This window comes from Mobiluncus mulieris ATCC 35243 (assembly GCF_000160615.1).
Classification (GTDB): domain Bacteria; phylum Actinomycetota; class Actinomycetes; order Actinomycetales; family Actinomycetaceae; genus Mobiluncus; species Mobiluncus mulieris.
Window position 1 is genome coordinate 493641 of the sequence record NZ_GG668518.1, and the last position, 18183, is coordinate 511823.

The window sequence follows — 18183 nt, forward strand, 5'->3', positions numbered from 1 at the left end:
CCTGATATTCCCGGCGGACCTTTGCAAGCTCGCTGATAAAATCTTCCTCAGATTAACGGAGAATAGCGGGGTTGGTTTCGGGGTTGCTGGGGTTGGGATGGGTTCATGAGGTGCTGGCGAGTTTTTGGGCGTGTTGGAAGCTAACCTCTAATAGTTTCCCGATGTCTCGATAGGTCAGTCCGCTGTGGTAGAAATCTTTGGCGGTGGCGTGGGCGGCGGCGGTGGCTTTTTCTTGGGCTGCTTGTGAGGCGTGTTGAAGTTTGATTACCATAGCAGCTTTGTCCGCGTATGTGGGGTCGGGTATTACGTTAATTTGCGCCTGGTCTGGATTGGTTTCCACTTCGGGGAATAGAGTGAGTGCGTCTCGAACCATGCTTGGGATTTGGTCGAGCCGCTTGGCTTGGGTAAAGAGCCCGGGGACTTCGTCCACGGTGATGGTCCACCAGTTTTCTTCCCGGGTGGCGCGGGCGGTGTAAGTGTTCATGGCTCGATTCCTATCTGTTTGAGGATGGCTTTGGCGAACTGGTTAGGTATCTCGGTGTGACGGGGGATGGTGGTGTATTTGTCTCCAATCCAGATGCGGGTGTGGTTTTTTCCTTCGGTGACTCGCATGTTTAGACCGTTGTCCTGGGCGTGTTTACTCAGGGTTTTGATGAGGTCTTTCCGCTTCGTCACCTTTTTAGTCTACGTAAGGCGACTAATGTAAGTCAAGTGAAGGTGACAAAATAGGATTATGTCATGTGGGGGAAGGTGTTGATGCCCTCACCGCCGTCGCGCCGGTCGGAGAATGGTGGCACGGTGTTGGTTGTGGAGGTGTGTTTTCGGCGTAATCCACACCGTCGGCGTTTCTTTCTGCAGTGTTTCGGCATCGGTTTCAGTGGCATCGAACAGGAGTTCGATTTTGGGTTCATGAGGCGCTGGCGAGTTTTTGGGTGCGCTGAAAACTAACTGGTCGGGCTGACAGGATTTGAACCTGCGACATCCTGCTCCCAAAGCAGGCGCGCTACCAAACTGCGCTACAGCCCGTGAGGCATAACCTATCTTAACCGAAAACTCGACTTGAACGAAACCGGGGTTACCCTGTAGACTCTAAGGGCACGCGGGCGTAGCTCAATGGTAGAGCTCCAGCCTTCCAAGCTGATTACGCGGGTTCGATTCCCGTCGCCCGCTCCACTTGGACGTCGAAAATGATAAGTAGGCGTTTGCGTTAGCGCGTACGCCCCAAGGGGGTCAAGAAAATCGCTTGCGTTAGCGAGTGTGTAGCGCGTTTGCCCTGACCTGCGGAAATGCTTCCTGAGCACTATCGCTTCCCCTGTTGCCATGATTTCTGGGCATGAGAAAAGCCCGTCCGCGCTCATGCACGAACGGGCCAGAATCTTCATCTCAAATCTAAAGCTGAACCCTCACTACCTCACCAACTCGGAATACGAACCGGATCGTATCTTCGCCTACGATGGCGTGGTCGATGAGTGCGCTCCATTGTGCGGGGTGAAACTCGCTCACCGGTTCCCCTGTCAGATCATTCAGGGTTGTGGTGATGGCGGCGTGCTTGGCGGTGTTCGCTGCGATATCTGCCTCTAGGCTCGCTTTGCGTGCGAGCGTCTTACGGTAGGCAGTATCGAGCTCTGTGTAGTGGGCTTGGTAGGCGTCTTGGTCGAGCGCGCGTTGCTGGTTTTCCGCAATCAGTGCTTCGATCTGCTCGGTCAGCTCCACGATTTTCGCCTGGCAGGCGGCGGCTTGTTCTTCCAAACGGCTCGTATCGAACATGTCGCCAAGCACCTGCGGTAGGTGGCTTTCGTACCGGTGGCGGGCGATCAGTTGGTTGAGCGCTTGCACGAAAGAATCCTTGATCTGCTCGTCTTTCACTGTCGCGCTGCTGCAAGGGTGCTGCCCTGCGTATTTGTGGTTGCATTGCCAGACTGTGTACTTGTATTTCGTGTTCGATGCCCACGTTTTACGCCCATACCACGCACCACACTGAAAGCATTTGAGCCGGGTGGAGAACAACCCGACTTTCGCTGATGATATGTTGCCATGTCTGGTGGAGAGTTCGTATTGCACCTGATCCCAGATATGCGGAGCAATAATCGGCTCGTGATTGCCTGTTACGTAGTATTGGGGTACTTCGCCTTCGTTGACCTTCATCTTTTTAGTAAGGAAATCGGTGGTGAACGTCTTTTGGAGAAGAGCGTCGCCTTTGTATTTTTCGTTGGATAGAATGGAGCGCACTGTCGATGTTGACCATACTTCTTTCCCGCGCGGGGTGAGAATCTTGCGGGCAGCGAGTTCGGTTTTAATCTCACTGATCGCCATCCCGTCAAGGAACAGCTGGTAGATCAGCCTGACGGTCGGTGCCTGGGTTTCGTCGATGACGAGACTGCCGTCCGCTCCTTTCTTATATCCGAGTAGTGATGCGTAGGGAACCATAATCTTCCCATCGGCAAAACGTTTCCTGTGTCCCCAGGTGACGTTTTCGGAGATCGAGCGGGATTCTTCTTGCGCCAGACTCGACATGATCGTGATGAGTAATTCGCCTTTGGTGTCAAAGGTGTAAATATTTTCCTTCTGAAAATAGACCTCGACGCCTGCGTCTTTGAGCTTGCGCACGGTGGTCAAGGAGTCGACGGTGTTGCGTGCGAACCGGGAGACGCTTTTGGTGAGGATGAGATCGATTTTGCCTGCCAGGGCGTCATCGATCATGGTTTGGAATCCCTCACGGTGCTTCATAGAGGTGCCAGAGATACCTTCGTCGCAGTACATGCCCGCGAACTGCCAATCATTACGGGAATGAATGTAGGTGGTGTAGTAGTCGATCTGAGCCTCATACGAGGAGGTTTGTTCTTCCATCTCGGTAGAGACGCGAGCGTAGGCAGCGACCCGTCTGCGTGCCGGTGCGCCAGATGAGGCTGTGGCAGATCGAAGCTTCTTTGTTGCGGGTATCGCTGTGACGGTGCGGCTCATGCCAGCCTCCCCTCACTGGTTAACCCCACTGGTGCAATGGTTCCATCCGCGAGGTGGAAGGTGAGCTGATGCTCGAAGGCCTCAATCATCACGACCTGCTCAGCAACCGCAGCGGGGTCGAAACTTTGGGTGCCGAGCATGTCTGCGCAGGCTTGTTCGAGGAGTGTTTCGCGCAGGTTGTGCCCCCTACAGGGGTTGCCATTCCCGGTGCAGGCACTCCAGCACCGCCAAAACTTATACGAGGTTCCAGACTTGTAGGTGCGGGTTTTGCGTTGATAGTTCTTCCCGCACGCCGCGCAGCAGATCCGCCCGGTGAATACGCCCGTGTTCTTCGACGGGGTCGCAGCCGGGCCCACCTCACGCCTGTACGCGATTTCTGCTTGCACCGCGTCAAACATCGCCTCGTCAATGATTGGCGGGAGGGCTTGCTCGACCCAGTAGCGTGGCAGCTCCCCGTTGTTGAGGGAGCATGTGGGTGCTTGGATTGTGGGGCGGTACATTTTCTGTAGCATTTGGCAGCCCTTGTAGCGCTCGTTTTCGAGCATGCGACGAAACACTGACCCGTAGAACCGTCCCCCTCCCCGAGAGCGTTTACCTTCAGCATTGAGCATCGTCGCGGTTTTCTCCGGGCTAATCCCATCGAGATAATTGGCAAACAGTAAGCGCACAATCTTGGCTTCTTCGTCAATGATGGTGAACTCGCCGTCTGTCCAGTGGTAGCCATAGACAACGAAGGAGTTCGTGCCCCCGTTCTTGTATCGGTTGCGGATCGCCCATTTCACGTTGTGGGATAGCGAGCGGGATTCTTCCTGGGCGAACGACGCCAACAAAGTCAGCAACAGTTCCCCGTCAGCGCTAAGGGTGTCGATGCGTTCGCGTTCGAACCGTACGGCCACGCCAAGGTCTTTGAGCTCACGGACCGTAGCCAGTAGATCGACAGTGTTGCGGGCCAGGCGTGAGATTGATTTACACAACACAATATCGACACCCCCGCGCCTGGCTGCGTCCATCAGGTCTGCCAGGCCTTGTCGGGATTTTGTTGACGTGCCGGTGATACCCTCGTCGGTAAACACCCCGACATAGGCCCATCCGGGTGTGGACTGGATCAGGCGCGAGTAATACGACACTTGCGCCGATAGGGATGCTAACTGCTCTGTGCCGTTCGTTGAGACCCTCGCGTATGCCGCCACGTTGACCAGTTTTGGGGTCGGCGGCCGAACTGGTGTCACCACACTGATGTGTGCCACGTTTTCTCCTTTCGCGTTAGGTCTATACACGCTCTAAAGGCGGTGTTTATCCAGTCGTTTTGCCCACAATCTGTGGTTGATAGATCGGGCTCCACGCCTGGAACAACAACCGGTGAGCACGCTGATGCTCTGCGGGTGTGAGCACGCCCCGACCTGCCAGCATGCTCAAGATGTGAGCGTCCGTGATGAAGGCGAGTTCTCGGGCGAACACGTCAGGTTGGGCCAGTTGATCAACAGGAGCGGCGAGCGTGTTCATGGTCGTCCGCCCCTGGTGCCGAAGCGAGCACGTACATAGCAGGCGTGACAGCAAAACTTTTGACCTGGCTTGTCCACGATCGCGAAGCAGCGTCCGCAGTGCGTACAGGTCTGCTCGCGCATAGGCTCAGTTTTCTGTCGATGCCGCCAAGCTTTATGCCTGCAGGCGGGCGAGCAAAACCGAGCCCGAGCTGCTCCCTGTATAGGGTTGGCACACCACTGGCACACGTGCTCGACCATCACCGGAGCAGCGTCAAGGTTTCGGGTTGTGCAGTACGAGCGGATCTGGTCACGAGTCAGGGCGCAAAACTCGGCAATCGCTTTATACCCCCAGCCCGCCGTGCGCAGGTTACGGATACGTTGTTCATCAAGATCATTCACAGTGGGGTCACTCCCTTCACCCCACTGCCGACGAACCCCCGTTTGTTAAATCCATCCATGAAACGACGAAAAGCCCCGCCACCACCGGCTCCCCGAGGATTGGGAAGTCACAGTGGTGACGGGGCTCGTATGAGCAGATAGATAACTGCCCGAAAAAAGGACATAAAAAAATCCCTCCAAATTTAAAAACAAATTCAGAGGGTAATTTAGGGTATAACAAAATAACCCACCCGAATATCGTTTTTTTTATTTGGTGAGTTTGTTCTTTCAAATACGAAACAAAAAGAGCCGATGATTCGTGAATTGTTCCACAATTTCATCGGCTCTGCGTCTTAAGCGTCTGGCTCTTTGATGACAGTTATCTTCAAGTTGTCAACTTTAATCAATCTTTCTTGTCTGCATTTTGGACAATAAAGGGGATAATTCTCCAAAACAGTGTCCTTCCTAATTTTATTACGGGTTTTGCTCCCACAAACAGGACACAATATCCATTCGCATTTCATCATAATTAGTCTCTAATCCTTTCAAATCTCATTTTATATGACTTTTGCAAGCTGTTAAGCTAACTTGTGGAACATATGCCGAACCTTATCTATACGGCTATTCGGGCGGCGGGGTTGGCAAATAAATTTACCAATAGCTGGATGGTATCCTTTTAACTCTGTCAAGCAGACTCCCTGCCCATTTGTGAAATAAGTTAAATCGTTCCTGTATTCTTGAATACATCTAGCAGGGATTTCTCCTTTCAGAATGACCTCGTCATTCTTTATCTGAGTACTTACAATATCTGCACAATACCTTGGAGCATCATGATACGCCCGTGAGAGATATTCCTGCGGTGCATAAATTTCAAAGTGGAGATATGGCTCTAATAGTTCTGTCCCTGCTTTTTTTAAAGCCTGCTCCAATACGATAGGGGAAAGCAGCCGAAAGTCTGCGGGGGTACTTACAGGACTATAATACAATCCATATTCAAAACAGATTTTACAGTCTGTCACTTTCCATCCATACAGCCCCTGCTCGCAGCCATAAAGAACCCCCTCCATAACCGCATTTTGGAACGATTGATTTAAATATCCAAGTGAAACTCTGCTTTCATACTGCACTCCGCTTCCAATAGGGAGCGGCTCTATGGACAACCCGACAGAAGCCCAGAAAGGATTTGGCGGGACTTCTATGTGGATGGTATATTCTGCTTTTCTAAGCGGTCTTTCCATATATATAACAGTAGGCTCTTTTATTTCTGCCTCCACATGATATTTTTCCTCAAGGATGGCACAAATGACTTCCATCTGCACATTCCCCAAAAAAGAAAGTATAATCTCATGCGTTGTAGTATCCACATAATATTTTAAAAGAGGGTCGCCATCTGAAATTTCTGTAAGTGCCCCAAGCAATATTTCCCGCTGTTCAGATTTCTTTACTGCAATCGTTGTTTGGAGCATAGGGAGAGGATTTTCAATAAATTTTCTCTGCGGCAACAGTATTTCGTTCCCCAAAATACTGTTTAGCTGCAAAACATCATTTGGTAAAATTACAATATCACCAGAGCAGGCTGTATCGGATGAATATAATTCACCGTTTGTCGGAACACACATCTCTGTGATTTTTATTTTCTCTTTTTCAGATATTCTAATAACATCCCTCAAATGCAATGTTCCGCTATATATACGCACATAAACAAAACGCCGCCTTTTCTCTGAATATTCAATCTTAAAAACCTGCCCGCATAGTTCAGATTGACCTTCAGGCGTTGATGAATAAAATTTACTGGCAATTACTTCTATAAGCTGCCGAATCCCCAGATTGTTTTTAGCGCTTCCGTGATAAACGGGAAATAACGTTCCGTTTTGGAATCTCCTGTTTTCTTCCTGTTCCAGTTCTGACATTTTAAACGGTTTCCCTGACATATATTTCTCTAATAGTTCATCGTTTCCCATAATTACCGCATCCCACTGTTCCATATCGTCATTGTCCGTTACATTTATATGGGGATGCTGCCCAACCTTTTGCTTCACTATAATTTCCGAAGAAAGCTTTGCTTTCATTTCCCGATATACCATTGGCAAATCAATCCCCTCTTGGTCAATTTTATTGATGAAAAAAATTGTCGGAATCTTCATTATCTGTAGTGCATGAAACAGTATACGGGTCTGTGCCTGTATGCCATCCTTTGCAGAAACTAATAATACTGCTCCGTCTAATACGGATAAAGAACGGTATACTTCCGCCAAAAAATCCATATGGCCTGGCGTATCTATAATGTTGACTTTTACATCCTCCCACTGAAAAGATGTCACTGCTGTCTGGATAGTGATTCCCCTTTGACGCTCCAAATTCATTGTATCTGTCCTTGTTGTGCCTTCATCTACGCTCCCTAGTTCTGCAATTGCACCACTGGTATACAATAAACTTTCCGTTAATGTTGTCTTTCCTGCGTCAACGTGAGCCAGAATGCCTAAGTTAATTATTTTCATGTGATTTTCCTCCTATCAACACCCAAAAAAGGGCATAAAAATACCCAGTGATAAATACTCCTATCACTGGGTAAATAACTCCAATAGCCCCAAAACACTTATATGTTTTCGGGCATATAAAATTACATGATAAAAGTATTCTTAAACTGGGTACAAAAAACTAAGCCCCATATTAAAAGTGAAACGGGACTGCTACTTTTTGTTCCCACTATCAAATTGACAGTTTATTTAAGAATACCTTGCCGCATATTTATTAACTCCTTGTATAATACTGAATCTAATTATATTCCTTAACCCTTTATTTGTCAAGCTGACAAACTAAAGCAGAAAAAGCGGCAGGATTTCCCCCTGCCACTAATCATCTGTTTATGCAAAAATAATTTCCTTTTCCACAATCTCCCTCGCACAAGCCCTTATGTTATTGAGGCATCCTGTCCATTCTAAGGCGTTTTCTGCCTTTAGCTGTTCCGTTATGCCCTGTGCCTGTTTCATACCCTCTATGAGCCTTTCAAAGCGTTCCTGTGCCTGTCTGTTGATGTCGGCAAGGTAGGCGTTTAGCCTGCCGCTTGTAAGAAGATTGGTGTATGTAACTTTACGGTACTGTTTTAGATAATCTAAATGCCGTTGCCCCCAGATGCCTATTGCCTGTTCTTCTTCGGCGGGTACAGTTAAGCACGGTATCAAATAATCCCCTTGCCTTTCGTATTTGCCGCCCAGTTCCTCAAATAATGATTTTGCCATTGTCTGTTACCTCCACATTCTTTTTTATTTTGAATGTCCGCAAAATCCGTCCTACATCAGTCGCTCCGACGTGGCGCGGATGTTTAGTAGCCGAGCTTGGCATTCACGCGCGCCTGAACAGCGGCGTAGAGGTTGCCCAAGCGGCGCTTACGCTCCTCACCATTGCCATAGTCGCCACGGATCACGGCGTCGGCAAGCGCGTCGATGTTGGGCCCTGCTGGCTTCGTCGGCGTGTTGCCAGAGAGCTTCTCGTTCACTCGCTGCTGGACAGCCGCGTAGTTGGCTCCGAGGCGGAGCTTACGCTCCTCCCCGTTCCCGTAATCACCGCGAATGACAGCGTCAGCCAATGCGTCGATGTTCGGTGCTGCAGGAGCGGGTGCTGGTGCGCTACCGCTCATCTGGTCATACCAAGACTGTGCGCGGGACATGTAGGCGGCATGCTGGGAACCAGCAAGAGAAGCCGGGCAAGCCGTGGCAGAGAAGTCTTTGTGCCCGAACACGTTCTTGCCCCACTGGGGTCGGCCAAGGCCGTAGAACTTGCAGATCGCGGCGACGAGGTGTGCTCCGTTATCGAGGCACGCCTCCGACACAGCCCACGGGCTGGAGCTCACGTCGGCGTGTTCGATGCCGATACTGGTGGTGTTGGCTGCAAAGTTGCCTGCATGCCAGGCGGTATCGCGATCCCATACGAGCTGGCCAATTGTGCCGTCGGTTTGGACTTGGTAGTGGGCCGATGCAGGACGGGTTTGCCACACGTCGTAACAGCCCCTAATGGTGAGGTTTCCGGCGTTGTGGTGAATGATGACCTTATCGATCCGCCTGCCGTTGCGGCCGGGTGTGTAGTGTGTGTTCATGATGAGGTCGATGTCGGCCTCAAGCGTGTTCCAATTCTTCATGACTGGTTCTCCTTTGTGTTTTCAGTGGTCGTTTCGGTCAGTGAGGGCCTGGTTTCGGCGCGGTTGGCGATCGCATCGAGCGCCCCACGCATCTGGGATGGGACAGGCAGTCCCAAGCGGGTGGCGTTCTCCACCAGCGAGATGCCTTCGTTGGACAGGTAGAAGAAAATGACCGCCGCGCGTAGCACGCCGGGTGCTCCGAGAATATGGACGTCGATGAGGTGGGCCAGGCCGACGAGAGTGAAGATGAGGATCTTTCGGCTGATACCCCTAAAACCGACGGATGAGCTGAGGCGGCGCTCGTTGATGGCGGCCAGCACCCCGGTGATGTAGTCGGCGATAGCGAAGACGATCAGCGCATAGACGAGGCCGTCGAGGCCTCCAAGATAAGCGGCGAGCCAGGCACCAATACCAGCGATCCCGGTTTGGATGGCGTGCCAGATGGCGTGAAGAGACATGGGAATGATTCCTTTCGTGGGCATAAAAAATTGCCCACACCCATCTGGGGTGAAGGCATCTAAAAATTGGTGTAGTACTGGGCTACATGGTCGGGTCGGTGAGGACCTCGAGAATTGGCAGGCTCAAGTCGAAGGACGCCGCCTTGGGCGCTGGGAGTTCTTGGGCTTCGATGGTCTCTGCTGGTGGTGAGGGCGTGGCATCGGATTCGACCGGGACGATGGGTAGCTGCACTTCTTCGCTAGGCGTTGACTCATTGCCGTTGGGCTCAATCAGCTCCGTGTTCGTTTCTTCCTCGGTGGTCATTGGCCACCCTTGGTGATCGCGTCGTAAAGGACGTCATAGGCCTCGGCCGCTTCGCCAGAAAGCTCACCCTCATAGCCATCAAGAAATGCTTTCACGTCCTTGTCGTGGCCGTCGTAGGTTGGCCCCGATACTTCAGCGATCGACGCGAGCAGGGCTTGACGGGCTTCGAGGAATTCACTGGCCTTGTCAGGGTCGGCGAGGACGAACGTGCCATCGTCGGCGAACACTGGGCGACCCTGATCGTCAAGTGTTGCGAATTGGGCGACGAGGTCGTATTCATCTTCCCCGAATCGCGCAATCGCTTCCTTCACTAGCGTGAGGAGTTTCGAGCGGGCACGGGACTGCGCCGCCTTGAGCGGCATATTGGTGAGTAGGTCTGCGATGGGTTGCAAATACTGGTTTGCGAGCATGATCTTCATCAGTGTTTCCTTTTACTTATGCGAGGTTGGTGGACATGGCCGACAGGCCAGTGTTGGAGAAGTACCGCCAGGTGATGTTCGACCCGGTTCCGGAGATGGATGTGATCCAGCCTTGATTGAGTAAGCTCAGGATTGCGTTCATTCGCGACATCAAATCCTTGGTGCGGTCGAATAGGCGGGTCATGTTGTAATACGACCCATTGGTGACCACCATCAGGTCGTAGGTGTGAAACACGATCTTCGACAGCCCGCTTTGCCCCACCCAGCCCGAATAGGTTCCCTTGCCCGTCAGCGTGCAGTCCTGCAAGGTCACATATCGTGAGCCCGTCGTGTAGAACTTGTAGCCACCTGTTCGCAGATCGGAGCCGAGGTGGATACCTGCCTGCCCGTAAAACAGGCCTTTCGGGTCAAGGGTGAGACAGGTGTAGTAGGTGCCGCCGTCTGCCTTCTGGTAGGTCCAGGCGACGTAGTCGCCTTTGTAAGCAAGTTGGTTGACGATGCCTTGCACATTCGGCTTGTCCTTATGAGCCCGCCGAGCAAACTCACCGATATAGCGGGTTCCGTACCAAAACTGCATCCCAGCGCTCGTGATCTTGCCTTCCAGGGTGGTCCCGTCATACCAGGCGATCTGCGTGGGCGTAATGCGGATCGATTGCGTCCAGTCTGCCAGGCCTACTTGGATGGCGTTGGTCGCGAGCTTGTCGGCCGTAATCGACCGCGCCCCAATCCGAGCGGCGTTCAGATACCCGGTGGTGATCTTCCCAGCATCCAGCGAAGCAATCTTGGCCGATGTGACCGCAGCGTCCTTGATCATCGTGGACTGGATAAAACCGTTAGCGATCGTCAACTTGTCCGAGGTAATCGAACCGGCAGCGATCCGTGCCGCCGACAAGGTACCGGTCGTAATCTTCGACGCCGATAGACTGCCAACCTTTGCGTCCGTGATCGCGGCGTTGGCAATCATTGCGGTGGTGATGAACCCACTCGCGATGGTCAGCTTGTCGGAGGTAATACTTCCCGTGGCGATACGGTCAGCCGCCAAGAACCCAGCCGTGATTTTGGCTGCCGACAGTGAACTGATTTTCGCGTCGGTGATAGCGGCATCAGCGATGTGTGCGGTGCCGATGGCGGCATCTGCGATGTGTGCTTGGCTGATCGCTTTCGGCCCGATCATCGCGGCACCGACCGGTGTTTGTTCCCATTGGTTGTTGGTGAGGAGATATTGGCGGGCGATCACTCCGTCTACGCGCACTTGCCACAGCGCACCCTCCGGTCGGCCAGCCGCATCCGCTACGCTAGGATCAACAACGGCAACCGTGAGCCGCCCATCCGAGGTTACCGCGATGTCGTGGGCATCCTGCGCCAACTGGGTAGCACCAGCGGCTGCGGTCTTGGCCTGGTCAATCTCCACCTGCGCCGACGCCATCTGAGTGGCGACAGCATCGGCGGCGGTTTGTGCATCCTGGGCCGCAAGCAGGGCGTGGCCGACTTGTGTGCGGACGGCATCGAGTTCCGCACCGAGCTGGGCATGATTCAGATCAGTAGCGAGTGCCACCCAGCCGGGCTGCCCGGTATCAGTGAGCTGGTAGATCCAGATCTCGACCTGTTCGCCATTTTGCCGGAACCACGTGTCACCCAGCTTGGCCTTGGCGGGCTGGATGCTGCCGTAGTGGTTGGTGTTCTTCCCATCCGCTGAAGCGAGTGCGAATCCTGCCGCATCCGACGCAGCCACCGCCGTATTGACGGCGGTTTTGACCTGCCGGGTGACAGACGTGAACTTCCGAGCAGTAGAACCCAGCTCAACGGAGATGTACTGGAGCGTGAGCGGGTTGTATTCGTAAGCGACCACCCGTGCCGTGAGCGCAATCCCAAGATCAGCGTGACGGACGGTCACGGTGTCGCCAATTTCGACGGTTTCCAGGCGTGCAAGATCAGCGTATTCACGGGTGGTGGCGAGATCGACGAACCGCACCTTATACGAGCCCGACGGCTCATCGACATGTCTTGCGCTGAATTCTGCTGCAGCTAGTCGGCGCAGCTCAGAGTGGGCTTGGTCGAGTGGGAGTTCACCCTCACGCGGGTTGTCTTTGTCGGTGATGGCTTTGACTTGTCCGTAGCGGATGACGCGGATACGCGGCACCACATAATCACCCAACTTCGGACTATCGACATACAGTTCAGGCAGGAGTAGGCCGTCGTATCCGACTGGCAGAATCCGCGTCACCACCGTCGAAAAATCAATGGATGATTCGAAGCCAGTGAGGTTCTTCCGATCACGAATGACCACCCCATGGTTGGCTCCGCGCATGGGCGCGTGATGGATATGGAAATTATCGCGGGCCAGTTCGCCGCCCCAACGCGAGATGAGCGTGTTGTCCTCGCCCGCGTCCATGAGCGCAGCGGTGATGGGCATGCGCACCATCCGCGCCGACGAGCGCGTCACCGTATCCGACGAGGTAGCAGTAAACCCGTGGCTCGTGTTCGCCGCCCCAAGGATCTGGGTCAGTGCGCCTTTCGCGGTTTTGTTGACCACGTAGGTGTCGGCGATGAGATTCCCCGCCAGATCATAGAACACGTGAAACGCCGTCACTTCGAGCATGCCGTCAAGCGTGGTGACAACCTCGCTGATGCGGAACCCCTGACGTTGCTCCAGCCCTGGCACGGGCGCTGCCACAATGTTCTCAAGCGTCAGGTGCGTGGCTGCTGGACCGTCTGCCGGGTAGGTGAAGGTTAGTGAGAATTCGCCACCTAGTTCCTCGACCACGATCGGATTGATGATCTCCCGATCCAAGACTCCTAGCCCGGTGGTGGTGAATGTCGTGGCGGTGCGGTCGTGAACCGTAATCATGAGGAGCCTTCCAAAGACAACAGTGGCCACCCCACGAAGGGATGGCCGTCAGAGAATGTAGTGAGTTGGGTGTTAGGGGTTGCGCCAGTTCGGCGTGATCACGATCTTCGAAATACCCGCGCCGAGCGTGAGGCGATTGATCCCAGGCTTGAAGGTCGGGAAGGCGTCGGTGAGCGCATCGGTCTGGACTTTCCCGTGGGCGTGAGCGACGAGACGTTCGCTGTCGAGCGTGACGGAACCTGCTGGCGAATTCACGTGATAAATGCTCGTATTGATCGTCAGCGAGAGCGCCCCGGTGCCGGTGACTGTGATGATCGGATCAGCTTCCAGTAGGCCGGGGTTCGTGATCGTCCCAGATGCAGTGAGCGTTACCGGATTCAATCCCTCGGTCAGGTACGTGAAGGGCTGGCAGGTCAGGCGCGCGGTGAAGAACCCCCACCCCGACAGCTCCCGGCGCAGTTCGCTCACTTCGCAGTGCTTAACCTTGCGGTAAACACCAGGCTCGGCAGTCAACGCAATCGTCGAAGAGCCCGTCAGCTCGTGAGCAGCCTGCCGATACTGGTCGAGCCCGTCACGAACAGGCACCGCGAGGTCGAGATCGATCTCGGTGTCCTCCCAGCCCGTGAAGCGCGTGAGGGTTCCGGCGCGTCCTTTGACCTCAATATCATCAGCCCTGCGCACCGACGCTGGGATCGCAACGGGTGCCGTGAGTCGCAGACCCAGCGAAGCAGAAGACACCTGGTTATTGAGGGTGAAGCCGAACATGGTTAGTATCCTCCTGCCATCACGGTCTGCCGCCGATCAAGGCGGGCAAGTTGTTTATCGAGGGCGGGTGCGAGTTTGCCCACCAGCGTCCCATCCGACAACGTCACCGAAATATCCAAAGACCCGAGGATACGCTTTGCAGTCGCATCCACGATCCCAGCGACATCCACACGCTCTGCCGCTTCATCAGTACTTCGCTGAGATACAGTCACGGGTTGTGGGGTGAGGTCAACGCTCGGCACTTGCAGGTCTGCCACCGCCTCGATCGGCACGGCCAGCCCGTCCTCAAGGTCGGCGAAGGCGTCTATCGTGTTGCGCGCGAGCCCTGAAGCTGCGGTGACAGCCTTGTTGCCGTCCGTGCGGATGGAGCCTGCGAGGCCTTCGACAAGCATCCGTCCTGCCCAGGCCATCTTGCGTGACGGTGAGTGGATGCCGAAGAAGCCAGTGATGGAGTCCCAAATACCTGATGCCCAGTTCGAGACCGAATTCCACAGCCACCCCGCTAAGGATTGGATACCGTTCCACAGGCCGTAGACGAGGTTTTTGCCCGCCTGGGCCATCGCTGAGACGCCCTGACCAACAGCAGACACAATCCCAGAAATAATCGATGGGATTGCTGCGACGATTGTGGAAATAATCTGCGGCAGGTTTCGTACCAACGCGGTCAAGAGTTGGATGCCTGCTTGGACGAGTTGCGGGATCGCCCCACCAATCGCCGACACAATAGCTCCGATAATCTGCGGGAGCGCGGCCACGATAGTTGTAATGATTTGCGGCAACGCCCCAATCAAAGCCGTCAACAACTGAATGCCTGCTTGGATCAGTTGTGGGATAGCACCAACCACGCCGTCCACGATTGCAGTAATAATCTGCGGGAGTGCTGCGACAATCGCTGTGATGATCTGAGGCAGCGCCCCGATCAAGGCGGTGAGTAGTTGGATTCCTGCTTCGATGATCTGCGGGATCGCCCCCACAAGGAACGTGACAATCCCGGTGATGATCTGTGGGAGGGCTTCGATGATCACGGGAATGGCAGCGATCAAGCCTTCGGTAAGTCCGGTGATGAGCTGCAACGCCGCATCAAGAAGCAACGGGAGGTTGTCGACCAGACCCTGTACCAAAGCCATGAGCATCTCCACCGCCGCAGGAACCAGTTCCGGTAGTGCTTCGCCGATACCAGAGACCAGTGTGGCGATGATCTGTATCGCCGCCTCCAACAGGGACGGCAACGCTTCGATGATTGTCTCGACCAGAGCGATAATCAACGTCACGGCTGTTTCTGCTACTTGTGGCAACACCTTGATAATGCCTTCAAGGAGCGCGGTCAAAATGCTCATGCCGGTCTCGACCACCATCGGTAGCTGCTCGGCAATAAATGCGAGAGCTTCCTGTAAGACGGTGCCGAGGGTGTCGATGAGGGCGGGTGTTCCGCCTTCTTCGAACGCTGCCGTGAGTTCGTCGATCCACCCGTTCAGCATCGGCAACACCGAACCCGCCAACGCCTCCGACAGACCACCAGCCAACAACCCCTTGAGATTTTCAACCCCATCCTGCATCGTCGCCAACTGGCCCGAAAAGGTTTGGGATTGGGCGTCCATGGCCCCGTAGAAACGCCCGCCTTCAGCAGTAGCACTGGCGAATGCGTCAGCGACCATGTCAGCCGAAATAGCACCCTTGGCCATATCCTCCTTGAGCTCACCAATGCTTTTGCCGGTCTTGCGGCTGATCTCTTCGAGCGGGTTGAATCCGGCGTTGATCATCTGCAGCAAGTCCTGACCCGTGAGCTTGCCGGTCGAAGACATTTGGGCGAAGGCGAGCGTGAGCGATTCCATCTTCACCGCATCACCTTGGGAGATGTCGCCGATTTCGTTCAGGTGCTTTTTCGCATCCTCAAGGCTCATGCCAAAGCTCAGGAGGGTTTGCATGTTGCCCGCGAGTTCTTCCATACCAAACGGAGTCTTCGCCGCTTGAACTTTCAGATCGTTGACGAGCTGTTGGGCTTTTGCTTGGTCGCTGAGCATCGTCGTGAAGCTTGTGGAGTATTGCTCCATGCGAGCGTTGTACTCCACGCCCTCTTTCAACGCGCCTACCATGCCGCGACCAATACTGGCGATCGCATGCCCGATGCCTTTGACTCCGGCGATGATGGCTTCGGAGGCGAGGTTGGCTTTCAACACGTCGCCGAAAATGCGGGTCTTGGAACTGGTGGTGTCCATCTCGTCACCGAGATCATCCACCGCGCCCTCAAGACGTCCTGCGTCCTTGGCGGCGTCTTTAGCATCGTCGCCCGCACCGTCTGCCTCGTTCCCGAAATCAGAGAGGGCGTCGTTGTTGGCTTTGAGTTCGCCTTCGAGCCGGTTGAGCTCCGCGCCTGCGTTGTTGAGCTGGATCTGCCAGTTCTTCGTCCGACTATCGTTCTCACCAAAGCTCGTAGCGGAGTTTTCGAGTGCGGCGCGTAGGGTCTCGATCTTGGCTTTCTGCACCTCAATCTCTTTGCCCAGCACTTGGTTACGGGCCGTGAAGGCTTCGGCAGACTTGTCGTTCTTATCAAACGAGGACGCCACGAGCTTCATCTCACTGCCAAGCACACGCATCTCACGGTTAATATCCGTAATCGCGCGCTTAAACTCCCGCTCGCCCTCAAGCCCAATCTTCAAACCAAAACTGGAGTCGGCCATGGCAAAGTCACCTCCTCGAAGGGATAATGAAAAGGGATCAAATTGCTAAACGAAGGGGAAACCTATGGGAATGAGTGCAGAAGATTTCGGAGCTGTGCTTGCTGAGCTAAATGGACCTACGCCGCTTGCTGATGCTTTCGAGACGTGTTTCCCTCAACAAGACGACAACCGCTGGTGGTTCTCGATCCGGACTCACGCTACGTCAGTTTTTCTATCGAAGGAATACTTTGATTTTGAAACTGCAAGGAGAAACAAAGTAAAGCGAAGCTATAAGGAACTCTTGGCTCGAAAGGTTTGGGAAAGCCATTCGTTCACTCGTCGACCTGAGCTTCGCCTATGGATCCTCGAAGCGTTGGGACTCCTAAAAAACGACAAGGAAGTATTGAAAACCATGCTTGAGATGGAGACGAATACTTCTCGCTGCACGTACCTCAAGGATTTGTTTACTTGGGACGAAATCGAAGATGCAGCACGTAAGGAATTCCATCGTCTCGTGAACGAATCACCCATGACTCATCGAAATTACTAAATCCCTGGCGGGATGACGTCGTCGATGAACCATTGACGCAGCGGCTCAGCTCGTCCGGTTTCGATGCGCCAGCAGTCCACGAGGTCGAGGAGTTCTCCGAAGACAGTCAGACCCACTTCCACGCGTGATAGGTGAAGGTGGGCCATTCCAATGTAGGTCAGCCGCGTGAACACAGCCTGATCGGTCTCGACTATTCGTCCGTCGGTGGTGCTTTTGGGGCTGGCTCGGTAAGGATGTCTCGTCGTGTTCCGCGCTGGAGGGCTTCGGCGATCGCGCCGCGATAGTCCGCCAGATCAGCGGGAACGGTGAGTAGTTCAACCTCGTCCTCGCTCAGCTCTGGGCGCTTGTCGTCTGGGTGGCGCAGGTTGTGGATCTGGATGGACTGGTTGACCAGCAGCGTGATTAGCCAAATCACCTCACCCAATGTTTTGCCCAGATCGTCGGAAGTTTCGAGGGCGTTGCCCAGATGTTCGAGCCCGCCGTATCGCTCGGCGATCAGACGCGTGGCTTTCGTCGTCAAGACAAGCTCGCAGTCGGTACCGCCGATGCTGACAGTGGCGGAGCGCCCTGGGTCAACAACTGATTCAGTTTTCTTCTTGGTTGTCATGGCTCATGCTCCTTAGGCTTCAGATGTGGTGCTGGCGGGTTCGTAAACCTGTGCATACCAGTTCGTGATCGTCTCGGGCTTGACGCCGGTTGTGCCTTCGGTGACTTCGGCCTTCCACGGATGCCGCCCCTTACTATCGGGTTTGTTACGCCGCAAAATCGTGCCCTCAATTGAAGGGGTGGAGAACGTGATGGAGTCGGCTTTAGTTGCCAGGGTTTCGGTGGGCAGGGCGAACTTGACCCGGTACAGCCAGAAATACTGATACTTCCCCGTAGAGCGTGCGGCTCGGAAACCGATCGCCACCGGAGCCCCGCCGTCCTCGGAAGCTGAAATGAGCACCCCGTTGGAATCCACGGTCGCACCCGTCAAGGCTGCGGCTGCTTCACCACCCAGGTCGTCGATACCCAAAGTCAGGGTGCCGGATTTGAATTCCTTGACGATCTCACTCGGCCCGTCATCGGCATACAGAATCGCTTCAGCGACCTCAACACTGAGTTCTGCGGAGATGGCTTTGGCGAGGGGTTTGGGTTTGGCGTAGGTTTCCTCACCCGTGTCGGGGTTTTCAGTGATGGTGGCGTAGTAGAGCTTGTCTAAACCAATAGTCGCCATGAGTAATG

Annotated in this window: 18 protein-coding genes and 2 tRNA genes; 2 read left to right on the plus strand and 18 right to left on the minus strand. The window is 54.2% G+C overall.

Features of this window, described 5'->3' with window-relative positions:
• Positions 1–103: 103 nt before the first annotated feature.
• From HMPREF0577_RS02050 to HMPREF0577_RS02065, 3 genes are all read right to left on the minus strand, one after another.
• Positions 104–484 carry a type II toxin-antitoxin system HicB family antitoxin gene (locus HMPREF0577_RS02050; RefSeq protein WP_004012021.1) on the minus strand — a complete coding sequence of 127 codons (381 nt, stop codon included), beginning with the start codon at positions 482–484 and terminating at the stop codon, positions 104–106.
• Positions 481–675 carry a hypothetical protein gene (locus tag HMPREF0577_RS02055; RefSeq protein WP_004012022.1) on the minus strand — a complete coding sequence of 65 codons (195 nt, stop codon included), beginning with the start codon at positions 673–675 and terminating at the stop codon, positions 481–483. The genes HMPREF0577_RS02050 and HMPREF0577_RS02055 overlap by 4 nt, the downstream gene beginning before the upstream one ends.
• A 274-nt stretch (positions 676–949) precedes the next feature.
• A tRNA-Pro gene (locus tag HMPREF0577_RS02065) sits at positions 950–1026 on the minus strand.
• Positions 1027–1099: 73 nt separating this feature from the next.
• Between HMPREF0577_RS02065 and HMPREF0577_RS02070 the strand changes: the two genes are divergently transcribed.
• A tRNA-Gly gene (locus HMPREF0577_RS02070) sits at positions 1100–1173 on the plus strand.
• A gap of 216 nt (positions 1174–1389) precedes the next feature.
• On the opposite strand, the gene HMPREF0577_RS02075 is transcribed toward HMPREF0577_RS02070, so the two are convergent.
• From HMPREF0577_RS02075 to HMPREF0577_RS02130, 13 genes are all read right to left on the minus strand, one after another.
• Positions 1390–2961, minus strand: coding sequence for a recombinase family protein (locus tag HMPREF0577_RS02075; RefSeq protein ID WP_004007593.1), 1572 nt, complete (start codon positions 2959–2961; stop codon positions 1390–1392).
• Positions 2958–4208 carry a recombinase family protein gene (locus HMPREF0577_RS02080; protein WP_004007594.1) on the minus strand — a complete coding sequence of 417 codons (1251 nt, stop codon included), beginning with the start codon at positions 4206–4208 and terminating at the stop codon, positions 2958–2960. Before HMPREF0577_RS02080 ends, HMPREF0577_RS02075 begins: the two co-directional genes overlap by 4 nt.
• A 46-nt stretch (positions 4209–4254) precedes the next feature.
• A complete protein-coding gene (locus HMPREF0577_RS02085) occupies positions 4255–4464 on the minus strand; it encodes a hypothetical protein (RefSeq protein ID WP_004007595.1) in 210 nt (69 codons plus the stop codon).
• A gap of 712 nt (positions 4465–5176) precedes the next feature.
• Entirely contained in the window at positions 5177–5350 is a 174-nt protein-coding gene (locus HMPREF0577_RS10775) for a cysteine-rich KTR domain-containing protein (RefSeq protein ID WP_002779755.1), read from the minus strand.
• Positions 5351–5401: 51 nt separating this feature from the next.
• Entirely contained in the window at positions 5402–7321 is a 1920-nt protein-coding gene (tet(O), locus tag HMPREF0577_RS02090) for a tetracycline resistance ribosomal protection protein Tet(O) (RefSeq protein ID WP_004007597.1), read from the minus strand.
• Between the two features lie 366 nt (positions 7322–7687).
• Positions 7688–8062: a TnpV protein gene (locus HMPREF0577_RS02095; protein ID WP_001129922.1), complete on the minus strand. Its 375-nt coding sequence runs from the start codon at positions 8060–8062 to the stop codon at positions 7688–7690.
• Positions 8063–8145: 83 nt separating this feature from the next.
• Positions 8146–8958, minus strand: coding sequence for an N-acetylmuramoyl-L-alanine amidase (locus HMPREF0577_RS02100; RefSeq protein ID WP_004007598.1), 813 nt, complete (start codon positions 8956–8958; stop codon positions 8146–8148).
• Positions 8955–9416 (minus strand): phage holin family protein, encoded by a 462-nt coding sequence (locus HMPREF0577_RS02105; protein ID WP_036324911.1) that lies wholly within the window; start codon positions 9414–9416, stop codon positions 8955–8957. The genes HMPREF0577_RS02100 and HMPREF0577_RS02105 overlap by 4 nt, the downstream gene beginning before the upstream one ends.
• 82 nt (positions 9417–9498) lie before the next feature.
• A complete protein-coding gene (locus HMPREF0577_RS02110; protein ID WP_004007600.1) occupies positions 9499–9720 on the minus strand; it encodes a hypothetical protein in 222 nt (73 codons plus the stop codon).
• Positions 9717–10139 (minus strand): DUF1617 family protein, encoded by a 423-nt coding sequence (locus HMPREF0577_RS02115; protein ID WP_004007601.1) that lies wholly within the window; start codon positions 10137–10139, stop codon positions 9717–9719. Before HMPREF0577_RS02115 ends, HMPREF0577_RS02110 begins: the two co-directional genes overlap by 4 nt.
• Before the next feature lie 16 nt (positions 10140–10155).
• Complete coding sequence (locus HMPREF0577_RS02120) at positions 10156–12987, minus strand: phage tail spike protein (RefSeq protein WP_004012024.1); 2832 nt, start codon at positions 12985–12987, stop codon at positions 10156–10158.
• Between the two features lie 72 nt (positions 12988–13059).
• Positions 13060–13752 carry a hypothetical protein gene (locus HMPREF0577_RS02125; protein WP_004007603.1) on the minus strand — a complete coding sequence of 231 codons (693 nt, stop codon included), beginning with the start codon at positions 13750–13752 and terminating at the stop codon, positions 13060–13062.
• Between the two features lie 2 nt (positions 13753–13754).
• Positions 13755–16430 carry a tape measure protein gene (locus HMPREF0577_RS02130; RefSeq protein ID WP_004012025.1) on the minus strand — a complete coding sequence of 892 codons (2676 nt, stop codon included), beginning with the start codon at positions 16428–16430 and terminating at the stop codon, positions 13755–13757.
• A 70-nt stretch (positions 16431–16500) separates the two neighbouring features.
• On the opposite strand from HMPREF0577_RS02130, the gene HMPREF0577_RS02135 reads away from it, so the two are divergent.
• Positions 16501–16959 carry a hypothetical protein gene (locus tag HMPREF0577_RS02135; RefSeq protein ID WP_236585807.1) on the plus strand — a complete coding sequence of 153 codons (459 nt, stop codon included), beginning with the start codon at positions 16501–16503 and terminating at the stop codon, positions 16957–16959.
• A gap of 190 nt (positions 16960–17149) precedes the next feature.
• Here HMPREF0577_RS02135 and HMPREF0577_RS02140 read toward each other — a convergent pair whose 3' ends face one another.
• Both HMPREF0577_RS02140 and HMPREF0577_RS02145 read right to left on the minus strand, forming a co-directional pair.
• Positions 17150–17566 (minus strand): hypothetical protein, encoded by a 417-nt coding sequence (locus HMPREF0577_RS02140; RefSeq protein WP_004008481.1) that lies wholly within the window; start codon positions 17564–17566, stop codon positions 17150–17152.
• Between the two features lie 12 nt (positions 17567–17578).
• A complete protein-coding gene (locus tag HMPREF0577_RS02145; protein ID WP_004012026.1) occupies positions 17579–18175 on the minus strand; it encodes a major tail protein in 597 nt (198 codons plus the stop codon).
• Positions 18176–18183: the final 8 nt, after the last annotated feature.